The sequence below is a fragment of the Burkholderia territorii genome, from assembly GCF_001718335.1.
In the GTDB taxonomy this organism is placed as follows: Bacteria; Pseudomonadota; Gammaproteobacteria; order Burkholderiales; family Burkholderiaceae; genus Burkholderia; species Burkholderia territorii.
On record NZ_CP013365.1, the window covers coordinates 1067375 to 1083516 of the forward strand.

Below are 16142 nucleotides of genomic sequence, written 5' to 3' on the forward strand. Positions count from 1 at the left end.
TCACGACTTCGCTCCGTTGGCGGAGGACGCGGGCTTCGCGACGGGCGCCGCCTGCACGATGACCGTGTCGCCGTTCGCGAGCGCGTCGCTCGGGTTCGCGACGAGGCGGTCGTTCGGCGTGAGCGGGCCGTCGACCTCGAGCGTTTGTCCGATCGTGCGCGCGATCGTCACGGCCTTCAGATGCACGTGGCCGTTCGCATCGACCGCCGCGACGGTCGGCCCTTCGGCGCGGAACAACAGCGTATTGGCCGGAATCTGCAAGCGCCCGACCGGCGTCATCGGCAGCGTCGCCTGCACGTACGCGCCGGGCAGCAGTCGTCCGTCCGGGTTCGGCAGCGTGATCTCGATCTGCAGCGAGCGCGTCGCGACGTCGATCGCCTGCGACGTGCGCGTGATCGTGCCGTCGAAGGTCTGGCCGGGCAGTTCGGCCTGTGCCACGCTCACGTGCTGGCCGACTTTCACCTGCTGCGCGTACGCTTGCGGCACCTGCACGTATAGCCGCAGCCGGTCGGCCTGCACGACCGTGAACAGCGCGCGGCCCGCGTTGCCGGAGCTGACGAGGTCGCCGACGTCGACGTTGCGCTGCGTGACGATCCCGTCGATCGGCGCGACGATCCGCTGGAAGCCCTTCAGTTCGGTAAGCCGGCGCATGTTCGCATCGGCCGCCGCGAGATTCGCGCTGCCCTGGTTGAACGCACCTTGCCGGTCGTCGAGTTCCTGCTGCGATACCGCATCGCGCTGGCGCAGTTGCTGCGCGCGGTCGAACGACGTCTTCGCGAGCGCGAGCGCCGCCTGCGCCTGCTGGCGCTGCGCGGTGGCCTGCGCGAGCTCCTGGTTCAGCTCGGGCGTGTCGAGCTCGGCGAGCAGTTGCCCCTGCTTCACGCGCGCGCCGATGTCGGCCTGCCAGCGCAGCACGTAGCCGCTTGCGCGCGCATAGATCGGCGCCTCGACGAAGCCGCGCAGCGTGCCGGGCAGCGTCAGCTTGCCGCCGGTGGCCGCATCGACCGGATGCACGACATTCACGTACTGGCGCGTGTTCTGCTCGGCGACCGCATCGAGGCGCTGGTGGTTCAGCACGTCGACGACGATCGTGCGCGCGGCGCCCGCGGCCAGCAGCACGCCGATCACGATCAGCACGAGCCGCCCGCGCCGCGACACCGACGTGCGCGTCGGCAGGTGCATGCCGTGTTCGTCCACCTGGATGCCGACGGCGCTGTGATGTTTCTCTTCCATGAATTGACCTGGGGGCGAAAGTCAGTGTCCGGCCTGGCGCGCGCGCCGGCGGGCCAGCCGCGAATGCACGCCGCCGAATACCAGCGGCACGAACAGCAGCGTCGAAACGGTGGCGAACAGCAGGCCGCCGATCACCGCGCGGCCGAGCGGCGCGTTCTGCTCGGCGCCTTCGCCGAGACCGAGCGCCATCGGTACCATCCCGATGATCATCGCGAGCGCCGTCATCAGCACCGGGCGGATGCGCGTCGCGCCGGCCTCCAGCGCGGCGGTGAGCGGCGGCGCACCGGCGGCGAGGCGTTGGCGCGCGAACGAGACGACCAGGATGCTGTTCGCGGTCGCGACGCCGACCGTCATGATCGCGCCCGTCAGCGCGGGCACGCTCAGGTGCGTGCCGGTGATGAACAGCATCCACGCGATGCCGGCGAGCGCGGCCGGCATCGCGCTGATGATGATCAGCGGATCGAGCCACGACTGGAAGTTCACGACGATCAGCAGGTAGACGAGCACGATCGCCATCGCGACGCCCGCGCCGAGACCGATGTACGACGTGCGCATCGTCTCGACCTGGCCGCGCACCGTGAGGTCGGTGCCGCGCGGCAGCGTCGCGCGCGCGTCGGACACGACCCGGTCGATCGCGCCCGCGACCGAGCCGAGGTCGCGGCCCTCGACGCTCACGTACAGGTCGATCGCCGGGCGGATGTTGTAATGCGTGATCACGGCCGGGTTCGAGACCGGACGGATCCGCACGAGGTTGCCGAGCAGCTGCAGCGGCATCCCCGTGCGCCCGCTCGCGGAAATCGGCGTGCCGAGCAGGTCGTCGATCGACGCGATGTTGTATTGCGGGGTCTGGATCTGCAGCGGGTACTGGACACCGGTGCGCGGATTGATCCAGAACGACGGGGTCGTCTGGGAGCTGCCGGACAGCGAGATAAGCATGTTCTGCGCGACGTTCTGCGCGGAAAGGCTGAGCTGCTGCATGCGCGTACGGTCCATGTCGGCCACCAGGGTCGGTTCGTCGTTGCGCTGCAGTACGTGCACGTCGACGGTGCCGGGGATTTGCCTGATCTTCTTCATCAGGCTGCTCGCGATAGCCATGTTACTCGCGAGATCGTTGCCGAGCACTTGCACGTCGATCGCGGCGGGCTGTCCGAAGTTGAGGATCTGCGTGATGATGTCCGACGGCTGGAAGAAGAACTCGACGCCGGGGAAGCGCTGCGGCAGCAGCGTGCGCAGCGTCTGCACGTAGTGCTGGGTCGAGCGGTGGCCCGGCTTCAGCGCGATCATCAGTTCGCCGTCGAGCGTGCCGATCGTGCCGCTGTTGCTGTACGACAGGTTGATGCCGCTCACCGGCAGCCCGAGGTTGTCGACGATCGCGCCGAGCTCGTCGGGCGGAACGGCTTCGCGGATCACGCGCTCGACCTGGTCGGCGAGGCGGGCAGTCTCCTCGATCCGGTAGCCGGTCGGCGCGCGCATGTGCAGCCGGATGTTGCCGGAGTCGGCATTCGGGAAGAAGTCGCGGCCGAGCACGAACACGAGGCCGGTCGACAGCACGCAGAAGCCGAGGAAGCACGTCGCGTAGAAGCGGCGGCGCACCAGCAGGATGCTGAGCAGCACGATGTACCACGCGCGCAGCCGCTCGAATGCGGCGTTGAACGCGTGATGCAGGCGCGCGAAACGCGACGTCGACGGGTTGGGGCCGGTGCTCGCTTGCTGCGGGCGGAACAGCAGCATCGCGAGCGTCGGCACCAGCGTGCGCGACAGCACGTAGGACGCGAGCATCGCGAACACGACGGCTTCGGCGAGCGGCACGAACAGGAACCGCGCGACGCCCGTCAGGAAGAACATCGGCACGAACACGATGCAGATGCACAGCGTCGACACGAACGCGGGCACCGCGATCTCGCCCGCGCCTTCGAGAATCGCATCGTGCAGATTGGTACCGAGATGCAGGTGCCGCTCGATGTTCTCGATCGTGACGGTCGCGTCGTCGACCAGGATCCCCACCGCGAGCGCGAGGCCGCCGAGCGTCATGATGTTGATGGTCTCGCCGAGCGCGGCGAGCGCGATCAGCGACGTGAAGATCGACAACGGAATCGAGATCGCGATGATCAGCGTGCTGCGCCAGTTGCCGAGGAACAGCAGGATCATCATCGCCGTCAGCACGGCCGCGATCAGCGCCTCGTCGATCACGCCCTGCACGGCGGCGTTGACGAACACCGACTGGTCGAACAGCGGCGTGATCGTGAGGCCTTCGGGCAGCGTCGGGATCACCTTCGGCAGCAGCGCTTTCAGGTCGGACACGACCTTCAGCGTCGACGCGTCGCCGGTCTTCAGGATCGACATCAGCACGCCGCGCTGGCCGTTCTGGCGCACCACGTTGGTCTGCGGCGCGAAGCCGTCGCGCACCGACGCGACTTCGCGCAGGTAGGTCGTCGCGCCATTGACCGTCTGGACCGGCAGCCCGCTGATGTCGGCGACCGTGTCGGCCGACGCGTTCGTGTCGATCCGGTATTCGGTCTGGCCCATCTTCGCGGTGCCGGTCGGAAGCACGAGATTCTGCGCGTTGACCGCGTTCACGATGTCGGCGGGCGTGAGGCCTTTCGCGAGCAGCGCCTGCGGATCGAGGTCGATCGCGACCACGCGCGTGCGGCCGCCATACGGGAACGGGATCTGCGCGCCCGGGATCGTGATCAGTTGCGGACGCAGGAAGTTCAGCGCGATGTCGGCGAGCGACTGTTCGCTGAGCGTCTTGCTGGACAGCCCGAGCTGGATCACCGGGATGCTCGACGCGGAATAGGTGATCACGAGCGGCGGCGTCGCGCCCTGCGGCATCTGCCGCACGATCGCCTGCGCGGACGACACCGTCTGCGCGATCGCGGTCTGCACGTTCGCGCCGGGTTGCAGGAATACCTTCACGACCGCGATGCCGGGCAGCGACGTCGACTCGATGTGCTGGATGTTGTTGACGGTCGTGGTCAGGATCCGCTCATGGACGGCCGTGATCCGGTTGGTCATCTCCTTCGCGGAGAAGCCGGTGTAATTCCAGATCACGCTGATGACGGGAATGTTGACCGCCGGCAGGACGTCGACTGGCGTGCGCATCAGCGCAAGCGGGGTGGCCAGCACGATCATGATGGCCATCACGATGAACGTGTAGGGGCGCCTGAGCGCGAGATTGACGATCCACATGGAGGCAGCGGGACGGGCGGTGCTCAGGCGGCGGTGAAGGGAACCCGAATAATAGGCGTCGCGGCGGAACGGGTCACTGACGCGAAACTGGCGGAATTGTCAGTTTGGGGTGCGGCAGCGAAAGGGCGTTTCGTCGGATGAAAGGCGCAGGCGCTGGCACCCGGAAACCGTCGAAGCACCGCGCGGCGCATGCCGTATCGGCGACGGGTTCCGCTCATCGTACGCCGTTCAGATCTGCTCGATCCCGACCCGCGCGAGCGCCGCGAGATCGACGACCTCGATCTGGTTGTACGCGAGCCGCAGCACGCCGAGCTTCTCGAGCTGCTGCAACGCCTGGTTGATCCGCTGCCGCGACACGCCGACGAGCATCCCCAGTTCCTCCTGCGAAATCGCGAGCGACGGGCCGGTGTCCGGGTACAGCGCCGGGTTGAACAACTGCGCGAGCGCCTGCGCGACGCGCGCGTCGACATCCAGCAGCCGGCTGTTCTGGATCGACGCGATGAACTCGCCCATCCGGTTGTTCAATTGATGGATCACGAAGCGCGTGAACGGCAGGCTCGTGTCGAGCAGCGCATGGAACGTGTCGACCGGGACGAACAGCACGATCGAGCGCTGGACGGCGACGACCTCGTACTTGCGCAGCTCGCGCTTGATCACGCTGCCTTCGCCGAACCAGCCGCCCGACGGCACGCCGGAAAACGTGCAGCCGCGCCCCGACGCGTTGAAGATCGCCAGCTTCAGCAAGCCGCGATGCACGCCGATCCAGTATTCGGACGGCGCGAGCCGCCGGGCGATCACGTCGCCGGCTTCGTGCGTTTCGGCGCGGGACTGCGCGAGCACGAGCGCCTGGTGTTCCGGCGCCAGCGCGCGGAACCACGCGCACTGGCCGAACAGCACGGACAACGCGGGCAACGGGCCCGGCTCGAGCGGCGGGGCGGGCGGCGTGTGGTCCGGCATGGCGGCCGCGTCGGGCGGCGCAACGGAGTGGTCGTGCATGGATGCGGGTTTGCGAGGATAGGGATAACGCGCAGCGTTCATCGGGCACTCTGTCGTTTCGATGACAGACGGCTCACAATAGCGCCCGTTAGGCTATCGGCAATTGAACCACATCAAGACCGGTCGAGGTGCATGCACGCCGGCCGGATACGAGACCGACGCGCGCGCCGGTCGACAGAAAACGGGAGACAGGATCATGACGCAGATGTTCGAGGCCGGACTCGGCCGCCGCGACGCCAACTACGTGCCGCTCACGCCGATCGACTTTCTGGTCCGCGCGGCCGAAGTCTACGGCGCGCGTCTCGCGATCGTGCACGGCGACGTGCGGCGCACGTGGGGCGAGACCTACACGCGCGCGAAGCAGCTCGCCAGCGCGCTCGCGCGAGCCGGCGTCGGCCGCGGCGAGACGGTCGCGGCGCTGCTGCCGAACATCCCGGCCATGGTCGAGGCGCACTTCGGCGTGCCGATGGCCGGCGCCGTGCTCAACACGATCAACACGCGGCTCGACATTGCGTCGGTGCTGTTCATGCTGCGTCACGGCGAAGCGAAGGTGCTGATCGTCGATACCGAATACGCGGAGCTCGCGCATCGCGCGGCGCTCGAAGTGCCGGGCCTGAAGATCGTCAGCGTCGCCGACGCGATGCCGGCCGACCCCGCGCGCTTTGCCGGCGCGATCGACTACGAGGCGTTCGTCGCGGGCGGCGACCCGGACTACGCATGGACGCTGCCTGCCGACGAGTGGGAGGCGATCGCGCTGAACTACACGTCCGGCACGACCGGCGACCCGAAGGGCGTCGTTTATCACCATCGCGGCGCGTATCTCGCGGCGATCAGCAACATCCTCGAATGGGACATGCCGAAGCATGCGGTGTATCTGTGGACGCTGCCGATGTTCCACTGCAACGGCTGGTGCTTTCCGTGGGCCGTCGCGGCGCGCGCGGGCGTGAACGTGTGCCTGCGCAAGTTCGACGCGAAGACGGTGTTCGACCTGATCCGCCGCGAACGCGTCACCCATTACTGCGGCGCGCCGATCGTGCAGAGCGCGATCGCGAATGCGCCGGCCGAGCTCCGCGCGGGCATCGATCACACGGTGCACGCGATGGTTGCCGGTGCCGCGCCCGCGCCGGCCGTGATCGCGAAGATGAAGGAGATCGGCTTCGACCTGCTGCACGTGTATGGATTGACCGAGGTCTACGGCCCGGCGACCGTCTGCGCGAAGCAGGCGCACTGGGACGCGCTGCCCGACGACGAGCGCGCGCGGCTCAATGCGCGCCAGGGCGTGCGCTATCACCTGGAAGCGGGCGCGACGGTGCTCGACCCGGACACGATGGCGCCGGTGCCGGCCGACGGCGAGACGCTCGGCGAGATCATGTTCCGCGGCAACATCTGCATGAAGGGCTACCTGAAGAACCCGCACGCGACGGACGAGGCATTCCACGGCGGCTGGTTCCACACGGGCGATCTCGGCGTGCTGACGCCGGACGGCTATATCCGCATCAAGGATCGACGCAAGGACATCATCATTTCCGGCGGCGAGAACATCTCGAGCATCGAGGTCGAGGATGCGCTGTACCGGCATCCGGCCGTCGAGGTTGCCGCGGTGGTCGCGATGCCCGACCCGAAATGGGGCGAGGTGCCGTGCGCATTCGTCGAGCTGCGTAACGGAATGAGCGCGACCGAGGAGGAGATCGTCGCGCACTGCCGGCAGTTGCTCGCGGGTTTCAAGGTGCCGAAGGTCGTGCGCTTCGGTGAGCTGCCGAAGACGTCGACCGGCAAGATCCAGAAATTCCAGCTGCGCAATGCGGTCGGCTCGGACAAGGCGATCGACCTGGCGGGAGACAAGAAGTAACCGACGCGACCGGGCGGTTGCCCGGTCGTTCGTCAGGCGTCATGCGTCACGCGTCGCGAGCCAGCCGGAACACGCTGACCGCTTCCGACAATTGCGCGGCCTGGTCGCGCAACGCGACGGCCGCGCGTTCCGCATCCGAGATCAGCGTCGCGTTCTGCTGCGTCGCCTCGCCGATCTGCGTGATGGCCTGGTTCACCTGTTCGATGCCGGTCGACTGCTCGCGCGACGCGGCGCTGATCTCGCCGATCAGCGTGCTGACCTGGTCGACGCGCTGGACGATGTCGCGCATCGTGCCGCGCGCGGCATCCGCGATCCGGTAGCCCTGTTCGACGGTCGTCGACGATTCGGCGCTCAGTGCGTCGATTTCCTTGACCGCCGCCGCGCTGCGTTGCGCGAGCGCGCGCACTTCGGCCGCGACCACCGCGAAGCCCTTGCCGTGCTCGCCCGCGCGCGCGGCCTCGACGGCCGCGTTCAGCGCCAGGATATTGGTCTGGAACGCGATGCCTTCGATCGTGCCGGTAATTTCGGCGATCCGGCGCGTCGCGCGGCCGATGTCGTCCATCGTCGCGACCACGCGTTGCACGGCCGTGTCGCCGTCGGTCGCGGCGGCCGACGCGTCGGCGACCAGCGCGTTGGCCTGCGCCGCGTGTTCGGCGTTCTGCTGCACGGCGGCCGTGATCTGCTCCATGCTCGCTGCCGTCTGTTCGACGCTGCTCGCCTGCGTCGCGATCCGCGCGGCGATGTCGCCGCTGCCGGCCGCGATGCCGACCGTGCCGCGCGCGATGTCGGACGCGCTGCTGCGCACTTGCGCGACGATCCGCGCGAGGCCGTCGCCGATTCCGTCGACCGCCTGCACGAGCCGGCCGATTTCATCGTTGCCCGTCGCGTCGCGCGCGGCGGCGCCGTCGCGGATGCGCACGCTGAGATCGCCGGCCGCGAAGCGTTCCGATGCACGCGCCGCCGCATCGAGCGGTCGGCTCACCACGCGTCGCACGACGACGATGAACAACGCCGCGAACGCCGCGACGAGCGCGGCCGCGATCATCAGGAAACGGTTGCGGACGGTACGCATGCCCGCGAGCAGTTCGTCGTCGAGCGCGATGCCGCCGACCAGCCACTGCCATTGCGGAATCGTCGTGAACGATACGAACTTCGCGGTCGGCCCGGTGTCGTGCGCGGCCGGATCGGCCGACGTGTACGCGAGCCTGCCCTCGCCGGCGGCGAGCATCTGCGTGTACGGCGCGCGCGCGTCGTCCGCGCGCTGGCCCGACGCGTCGGGATGGACGACGAAGGTGCCGCGCGATGTGCCCGACGACGCATCGAGCACGAAGTAATAGCCGTTTTCGCCGATCTTCAGCGCGCGGATGCCGTCCTGCACGACTTGCAGCTCGGCTCCGACGTCCAGGCCGACGAACAGCGCGCCGATCACGCGGCCCGTCGCGTCGGTGACCGGCTTGTACTGCGTGATGTACGGCCGGCCGAACAGTTTCGCGAGGCCCGTATAGCTGCGTCCGGCCACGAGCGGCGCATAGGCGGGCCCCGCACGATCGAGGCGCGTGCCGACCGCGCGCGTGCCGTCCTGCTTCTTCAGCGACGTGGTGATGCGCACGAAATCGTCGCCGTCGCGCGCGAAGATCGTTGCGATCGCGCCGCTTTTCTTCAGGAACTGGTCGGGAATCGCGTAATCGAGGTCGAGCGCCTGGCCGCCCGCCGACAGTGTCGGCGCGGCGACGCCGCCGATGTCGACGGTGCGGGCAGGATCGAGCGCGAAATCGGCCGGCAGGAAACTCGCGAACAGCGCCATCGAGCGGGTGGCTTCGGCGGACAGCGCCTTGTCGAACATCTCGACCATCGCGCGGATCGACTGTTCCTTGTCGGCGATGCGCGCATGCGCTTCGTCGGCGAGTTGTCGGCCGGCGAAATGGGCAAGCGCCCACGCGAAGACGGTAAACAGCAGCGCGACCAGCACACACGCCAGCGCGGCCAGGCGCGCGCCGACGCTCGCCCGGCCCAATTGGGTCAATCTCATGGCAATCCTGAGTGGGGAGGGAGAGAGGCGGAACGCACGCGCCACCGCATACTGTAAGGAATACGGCAGCTTCGGCGAATTCTTTAGGGGAAAAGCCCCGGCGCGCAATTTTGCCCGCGCAGGGGCAGTGTCAGTGCAACACGAGCCACGCGACGGCCAGATACCGCCCGACCTTCGCGATCGTCACGATCGCGACGAAGGTCGGCAGCGGCTCGCGCAGCACGCCGGCGATCATCGTCAGCGGATCGCCGATCACCGGTGCCCAGCTCAACAGCAGCGACCAGCGGCCGTAGCGTGCATACCAGCGTTCGGCGCGCGCGAGCGCGGCCGGCTTGACGGGGAACCAGCGGCGCTCGCGGAAGTGCTCGATGCCGCGGCCGAGCGCCCAGTTGATTATCGAGCCCGCCACGTTGCCGACGCTCGCGACCAGCACCAGCGCCCACGCGGGCTCGCGTCCCGCGAGCAGCAGGCCGGCGAGCACGGCTTCGGACTGGAGCGGCAGCAGCGTCGCGGCGACCATCGACACGGCGAACAGGCCGCCGTAAGCGAGCAATTCGGACATCGCGCGATTGTACCGGCCGCACGCCGGCCGGCATGGATCACGCGGGGGCGTCGGTGCCGAACAGCAGATGCGAGATCACCGACTTGTCGACGGGCTCGTCGTTGAGCGTGCTGGCGAGCAGTTCGCCCGCGAGCTGCTGCGGCGAGAACACCATGTCCGGCTTCAGCAACCGCAGCCGCTCGAGGTTGCGTTGCTGATTCACGAGCGCGACGGTTCGCACCGTCGACGCGATCTCGCGGATCGCGAGGATGATGAACGCATTCTCGGCATCGTCGGAGCGCAGCGCGAGCACCGCGCGGGCCGTGGCCGCGCCGGCGTTTTCCAGCACCGCGTGGTCGGTGGCGTCGCCGACGATCAGGTCGGTCGCGCCCGGATAGTTGTGCTCGACGCCGGCCGGCACGATCACGGTCACGGCGTAGCCGCGCTTGCGCAGCCCGTCGTGCACGGCATGCGCGACCGGCGTCGCGCCGACGATCAGGAAATGATGCTTGCGGATCACGTTCGAAATGCCTCCCTTGACGATCCGTTTCAGGTTGCCGCCGATCACGGGCCCGACGACCGCGCTGATCGACGTCGCGAACACCGTGATGCCGAGCACGATCACCGACGCGGTGAACAGGCGCGCGGTGGGCGCGTGCGGGACGATGTCGCCGTAGCCGACCGTCGACATCGACACGATCGAGAAGTAGACGGCCGTGGCGAGGTCGTGGACCGGCGGTGTGAATTCGTCGCCGAGATACAGCACGCCGAAGGTCGCGTAGATCAGCAGCGACACGATGCTGAGCAGCGCGAACAGGCTGCTCGCGGCAACGCTCGCGCGGTCGAAATGGCGCCAGTAGTAGATCAGCGTGACGGCGAGGACGGCCGTGTACACGAACACGGCGTTGCTGCGGTAGCCGCCCAGGATGCTGATCGCGGCGGCGGCGACCAGCAGCAGGATCGACAGCACCCACGCGACGCGGGCACGCAGCACGATGCCGATGGCCATCGTCGCGAGGCCGGTCGCGACGACCACCTGCGGCAGCACGACGAGGCCGTGTTTATCGACGAGGTTCAGCGCATCGGTGAGCCACGCGTGATGCATGCCGAGCTTCGCGTGCGCGACGACGGGGCGCAGCACCATCAATGCATCGAGTGCGAGGAGGAGAGCGAGATACCAGTGCAGGCCGATCGGCGCGAACAGGCGCCGCAGGCGGGTAGTGACGTGCTTCATGCAATTGCCCGGGTGAGCCGGGCATGTCCGACGAACCAGCCGCTACCCTAAAGCATTCGGCGATCGGCTGCTTTTTCGAGGGGGCGCGGGCGGCCCGCAAACCCGCGCGCGACCGCTCGCGCTCAGTTCCACCCGACCATGATCGCGCCCATCCCGACCAGCAGGCCGCCCGTGACGCGGTTCATCGCGCGCATTCGCGCCGGACGTTGCAGCGCACGGCTCAGCCGGTGCGAGAAGAGCGCCATCGACGCGACGCCGCCCGCGAACAGCAGCGCGAAGGACGTCGCGAGCAGCAGGAATTGCGCGTTCAGGCTCCAGTCGGCGCTCGGAACGATGAACTGCGGAAAGAACGACGGAAAGAACAGCAGCGTCTTCGGATTCAGGCCGGAGGTGGCCACGCCGCGCCAGAACAGCGCGCGTCCGCTGTCGCTGTCGTCGGGTGCGGCGCTGCCGGGAAGAGCAGGAGCGTCGGGCGCGGCAACGGGCGCGCGGCCGAGCCATTGCTTGCAGCCGAGCCACACGAGATAGGCGGCACCCGCCCAGCGCAGCACGGTCAGCGCATGCTCGTCGAGATGGACCAGCGAATTCAGGCACAGCGCGGTGAGCGCGAGTTGCAGCAGCACGGCGAGCGTGCCGCCCCATACGCACGGCAGCGCGCGGCGCCAGCCGGTGCGCAATGCCTGATTCATCGTGAGGAGGTTGACGGGGCCGGGGGCGTAGATGAGGACGGCGGACGCAGCGAGGAACGACAGATAAAGCCTGAACGACATGACGGGAGGTACGGAAACGGAGAACAGGCGCCGGCCCGTGCAGCCGGGTAGGCGCGCGGGAGGCGGGACATTGCATGCCTGCGTGTCCGGCGCCGCAACTCGTGATTGCGGCCGGGCGTCCCGCTGCGAGAGGGTTGTCGCGGGGAGCGTGCCGGACGACAGGCATGGAGAAAATGTATCAAGCGCGCCGGTTAAAAGGCTTCCTGTTTTCCAGCAAAACGCGCCAGAAACCGGAATGTCGTTCAGATAGAATGCCGATTTTCAGTAGAAGATTCCTTCCTCCATGGCCACCCGCGAACGCACACCGAAAACCCTCGACAACCAGGACCGCAAGATCCTCGGTGCACTGCAAAAAAATGCGCGTCTGTCGAACGCCGAACTCGCCGAACAGATCGGCATGTCGACCACTGCGTGCTGGAACCGCACGCGACAGCTCGAGCTCGACGGCTACATCGACGGCTACGTCGCGCTGGTCAACCAGCGCATGCTCGGCTACGCGGACATCGTGATCCTCGAAGTCACGCTCGATCGCCACGAGGACGACGCGCTCGCGCGTTTCGGCGCCGAGCTCGCGGCGCTGCCCGAAGTGCTCGAGGCCTACCTCGTGTCGGGCGAATACGACTACTGGATCAAGGTCGCGGTGGACGGCACGGCCGGCTACGAGCGCTTCCTGCGCGAGAAGCTGTACAGGATTTCGAGCATCCGCCACAGCCGCTCGATGTTCGCGCTGCGGTGCATGAAAGACGTGCCGTCGATTCAGGTGTGAAGAAGGAAGACGCGTGCCACGGATCGTCATGACGACGAGATTCGCGGTCGTACCGCGGAAAGGCGGTAATCGGGCTGTCGCGGCCAGTGGGTGCGGCCCGGAGCGGGAGACAGGCGTGCAGTGCCTGCGGCGCAGGAAAACGGATGAATCTTCCGTCGCGTGTTGCGACGTTCATCCGCCACGCCGATGCCGGGCGCTGCGGCCTTGCGGCGCGCGTCCGGCAGGGGGCGGATGAAGGGCGTGCCGCCAGCCGGCGGCTTCACGCTGCGCTCAGCGCGGCAGACGTGCGTGCGCTTCAGCGATGATTTCGCAGTTCTCGAGGTGCAGTGCCCATGCTTCCGCAAGCAGCTCGCCAACGCGTGCGAGCCAGCCGGTGGATTGGGCGGAACGATCGGAGACATTAGACGTTTGCATGACGAAGCCCCATGGAGGTGGCGAGTTAGGGATAACCCTAATCATAGAGGAACGTCACCGCCTTGTGAAATGCGATTTCGTTATATGAGAATTACTGACAATTTCTGTTGCTGCTACGCAACATGAACGGGGACGCCCTGCGTGCGCCGAACAGGCGCGACGAGGCCGTGGCGAGCACGGCCCCGCATTGACGGCAGAAGGCGGAAGTTGGACGCGCAGAGCAGGCGCGGCCGCGCGGCGCGGTATTACCCGTCGATCCATCCGAAGCGCCACGACAGGCGGCGCGTCGCGGCGCGCAGCGCATGTGCGAGCGCGCTGTCCGGCCCGCGCGGGAAGCCGCGCGACGAACCGATGATCGCAATCACGAGCCGGATGCTGCCGGTGTGATCGAACACCGGCGCGGCGATCGTCCCGATGCCCGGCACCGGCGCATCGAACGCGAAATCGAGCCCGTCCGCACGGATCGTCGCAAGCCGCGCGCGGAATGCGTCGTCGACCTGGGTCGCGCGGCCGGCGAGGCGCACCGGCTCATCGGCGAGCAGGCCGGCCAGCACGTCGTCGGACATGCCGGCCGCGAAGATCCGCCCGATCGCGGTATTCACCAGCGACATCACCGTGCCGACCTGCAGGCTCACGTGCTGCGGCCGCGCGGACTCCTCCAGGCGGATCACGGTCGGCCCGAGCGGGCCGAGCGTCGCGGCAGCCACGCTCATGTCGGTCGCGCCCGCCAGCGCGACGATCTCCGCTTCGGCATCGCGCGTCGGCGACACGCGCTGCATCGCGATCAGCCCGAGCGCCTGGGCGAGCGGCCCGCCGCCGAAGCAGCCGGCGTCGTCGCGGCTCAGCAGGCCGATCTTCTGCAGGCTCACCAGATGCGGAAATGCCTTCGCGGGCGGCATGCCGGCCGCCGCCGCAAGGTCGCGCAGCGGCAGCGCGCGGCCCGCCGACACAAGTGCCAGCAGCAGCTCGCCCGTGCTGTCGAGCGCGTTGATGCCGCGTTGCGCTTTCGTATCGTCGGCGAGCGCGGGCGGCATGCGCTGCGTGACCGGCTGCGTGCCAGCTGCGACCGGCGGCGCATCGCGTCCGGCGCCGAGCGATGCGGTCGCTTGCCGTGCCGCATCGCGCAGCGCCGTCGCGATCGGGCCGTCCCAGCCGACATCGATCGATCCGCTCGAACCGATCACCGTCAACGCCAGTTGCAGGCATCCGTCGGCGTCGAGCACCGGCACGCACATCGCGCTCACACCGGGGCTCGGCCGATCCACGCCGCGCTCGATCCCGCGTGCGCGGATCGCGTCGAGTTCGGCCTGCCATGCGCCGGCGTCGGACGTGGGTTGGTCGCCTTCCGCGCCGGCGAGCGTGTTGCCGGCGCCGGCCTGACTGGCCGCCATCGCGTCGAGTTGCGCGGGGTCGCCGAACGCGCGGAACACGCGGCCGGTCGCAGTCGTGTCGAGCGACATCACCGATCCGACGTGCAGGTTCACGTGCAGCGGATAGCCGCCGTGCTCGATGCGCACGATCGTGGGCCCGAGCACGCCCGGCACCGACAGCGCGACGCTCAGGCCGACCGCTTCCGCGAGGCGCGCCGCGTGCGGCAGCGCCGCGCGATAGGCGGGCTGGCGTTCGATCGACATCAACCCGAGCCGCAGCGACAGCGGCCCCGGCTCGTAGTTGCCGGTGAGCGCATCGCGCTTCACGAGCGCGAGCCGCGTCAGGCTGACGAGATAGGTGTGTGCCTGCGCGGTCGACAGATCGGCCGCGGCCGCCAGCTCCGACAGCCCGAGCGGCTTGCGCCGGCGCGCGAGCGCGTCGAGCAGCCGGCCGCCGACCTCGACGCTCTGGATCCCGCGCTGCGCCTTGGGCGGTGCGTCGTCCGCGCTGACTTCGTGGTTCTGCACGCGATGATTCTTCCGTTGACGAAACCCCGCATGGTATCTGACGCCATTTGACGCGCCAGCCCGCAGGTTTACCCGTATTAGACAATAGCAAGCAGATTTGTCATTGACAAATATTCGTCGCGGGCAGATGATCCGCTCACTCCCCTCAACACATGGCTCGCAGCCACGGAACGCAACATGGCCAAAGCATTCGCCTCCCAAGCCGACCTGGAAGAAAAGAAAGTCACCTGGACGCAGCTGTCCGAGAACGCGTACGCGTACACCGCCGAAGGCGACCCGAACTCGGGCGTGATCATCGGCGACGACAGCGTGCTGATCGTCGACACGACCGCGACGCCCGCGATGGCGCAGGACCTGATCGCGAAGATCCGCAGCGTGACCGACAAGCCGATCAAGCACGTCGTGCTGTCGCATTACCACGCGGTGCGCGTGCTCGGCGCATCCGCGTATTTCGACGAAGGCGCGCAGCACGTGATCGCGAGCCGCGGCACGTACGAGATGATCGTCGAGCGCGGCGAAGCCGACATGAAGTCGGAGATCGAGCGCTTTCCGCGCCTGTTCGCGGGCGTCGAGACGGTGCCGGGCCTGACCTGGCCGACGCTCGTGTTCGAGCGCGAGATCACGCTGTTCCTCGGCAAGCTCGAAGTGAAGATCATGCACGTCGGCTCGGGCCACACGAAGGGCGACACGATCGTCTGGCTGCCGTCGCAGAAAGTGCTGTTCTCCGGCGACCTGGTCGAATACGACGCGGCCTGCTATTGCGGCGACGCGCAGCTCGAACAATGGCCGGCCACGCTCGAGGCGCTGCGCGCGCTCGGCGCGGAGAAGCTCGTGCCCGGCCGCGGCCCCGCGCTGCTGAATCCGGCCGAAGTCGACAAGGGTCTCGACTACACGAAGGATTTCGTGACGACGCTGCTCGCGCAGGGCCGCAAGGCCGTCGAGCGCAAGCTCGACCTGAAGGCGGCGATGGCGCTCACGCGCGAAGCGATGGATCCGAAGTTCGGCCACGTGTTCATCTACGAGCACTGTTTGCCGTTCGACGTGTCGCGCGCGTTCGACGAAGCGAGCGGCATCACGCATCCGCGCATCTGGACCGCGCAGCGCGACAAGGAAATGTGGGCCGCGCTGCAGGATTGAGCGGCCCGCGGCGGCGCGGCGTCCCCGCGCGCGTTCCGCCGCTTTCCTGACGGCGTCTGAACGACGGCGGCATCGAGCCGCGGTTC

At 68.2% G+C, this 16142-nt stretch carries 12 protein-coding genes; 3 read left to right on the forward strand and 9 right to left on the reverse strand.

Annotated elements, in window-relative coordinates; all coding sequences use genetic code 11:
- From WS51_RS04795 to WS51_RS04805, 3 genes are all read right to left on the reverse strand, one after another.
- Positions 1-1233: an efflux RND transporter periplasmic adaptor subunit gene (locus WS51_RS04795; RefSeq protein WP_069228683.1), complete on the reverse strand. Its 1233-nt coding sequence runs from the start codon at positions 1231-1233 to the stop codon at positions 1-3.
- A gap of 21 nt (positions 1234-1254) precedes the next feature.
- Positions 1255-4422, reverse strand: a complete 3168-nt coding sequence (locus WS51_RS04800; RefSeq protein WP_069228684.1) for an efflux RND transporter permease subunit — start codon at positions 4420-4422, stop codon at positions 1255-1257.
- A 228-nt stretch (positions 4423-4650) separates the two neighbouring features.
- The gene (locus WS51_RS04805; protein ID WP_059507356.1) at positions 4651-5418 is read right to left on the reverse strand and encodes a Crp/Fnr family transcriptional regulator; all 768 of its coding nucleotides are present in this window, start codon (positions 5416-5418) and stop codon (positions 4651-4653) included.
- A gap of 196 nt (positions 5419-5614) precedes the next feature.
- Between WS51_RS04805 and WS51_RS04810 the strand changes: the two genes are divergently transcribed.
- Positions 5615-7267: an acyl-CoA synthetase gene (locus tag WS51_RS04810; RefSeq protein ID WP_059507357.1), complete on the forward strand. Its 1653-nt coding sequence runs from the start codon at positions 5615-5617 to the stop codon at positions 7265-7267.
- A gap of 46 nt (positions 7268-7313) precedes the next feature.
- Here WS51_RS04810 and WS51_RS04815 read toward each other — a convergent pair whose 3' ends face one another.
- From WS51_RS04815 to WS51_RS04830, 4 genes are all read right to left on the reverse strand, one after another.
- Complete coding sequence (locus WS51_RS04815) at positions 7314-9296, reverse strand: methyl-accepting chemotaxis protein (protein WP_060346497.1); 1983 nt, start codon at positions 9294-9296, stop codon at positions 7314-7316.
- A gap of 130 nt (positions 9297-9426) precedes the next feature.
- On the reverse strand, positions 9427-9858 hold the full coding sequence (locus WS51_RS04820; RefSeq protein WP_059507359.1) for a YqaA family protein: 432 nt from the start codon (positions 9856-9858) through the stop codon (positions 9427-9429).
- A 37-nt stretch (positions 9859-9895) separates the two neighbouring features.
- Positions 9896-11071 carry a voltage-gated potassium channel protein gene (kch, locus tag WS51_RS04825; protein WP_069228685.1) on the reverse strand — a complete coding sequence of 392 codons (1176 nt, stop codon included), beginning with the start codon at positions 11069-11071 and terminating at the stop codon, positions 9896-9898.
- A gap of 122 nt (positions 11072-11193) precedes the next feature.
- Positions 11194-11841: a LysE family translocator gene (locus tag WS51_RS04830; protein WP_069228686.1), complete on the reverse strand. Its 648-nt coding sequence runs from the start codon at positions 11839-11841 to the stop codon at positions 11194-11196.
- A gap of 283 nt (positions 11842-12124) precedes the next feature.
- Between WS51_RS04830 and WS51_RS04835 the strand changes: the two genes are divergently transcribed.
- Entirely contained in the window at positions 12125-12607 is a 483-nt protein-coding gene (locus tag WS51_RS04835) for an Lrp/AsnC family transcriptional regulator (RefSeq protein ID WP_006755380.1), read from the forward strand.
- A 270-nt stretch (positions 12608-12877) separates the two neighbouring features.
- On the opposite strand, the gene WS51_RS30580 is transcribed toward WS51_RS04835, so the two are convergent.
- A complete protein-coding gene (locus tag WS51_RS30580; protein WP_230940481.1) occupies positions 12878-13021 on the reverse strand; it encodes a hypothetical protein in 144 nt (47 codons plus the stop codon).
- Positions 13022-13266: 245 nt separating this feature from the next.
- On the reverse strand, positions 13267-14919 hold the full coding sequence (locus WS51_RS04840; RefSeq protein WP_069228687.1) for an IclR family transcriptional regulator: 1653 nt from the start codon (positions 14917-14919) through the stop codon (positions 13267-13269).
- A 177-nt stretch (positions 14920-15096) separates the two neighbouring features.
- Between WS51_RS04840 and WS51_RS04845 the strand changes: the two genes are divergently transcribed.
- The gene (locus WS51_RS04845) at positions 15097-16056 is read left to right on the forward strand and encodes an MBL fold metallo-hydrolase (RefSeq protein ID WP_059450229.1); all 960 of its coding nucleotides are present in this window, start codon (positions 15097-15099) and stop codon (positions 16054-16056) included.
- The last annotated feature ends 86 nt before the right edge of the window (positions 16057-16142 follow it).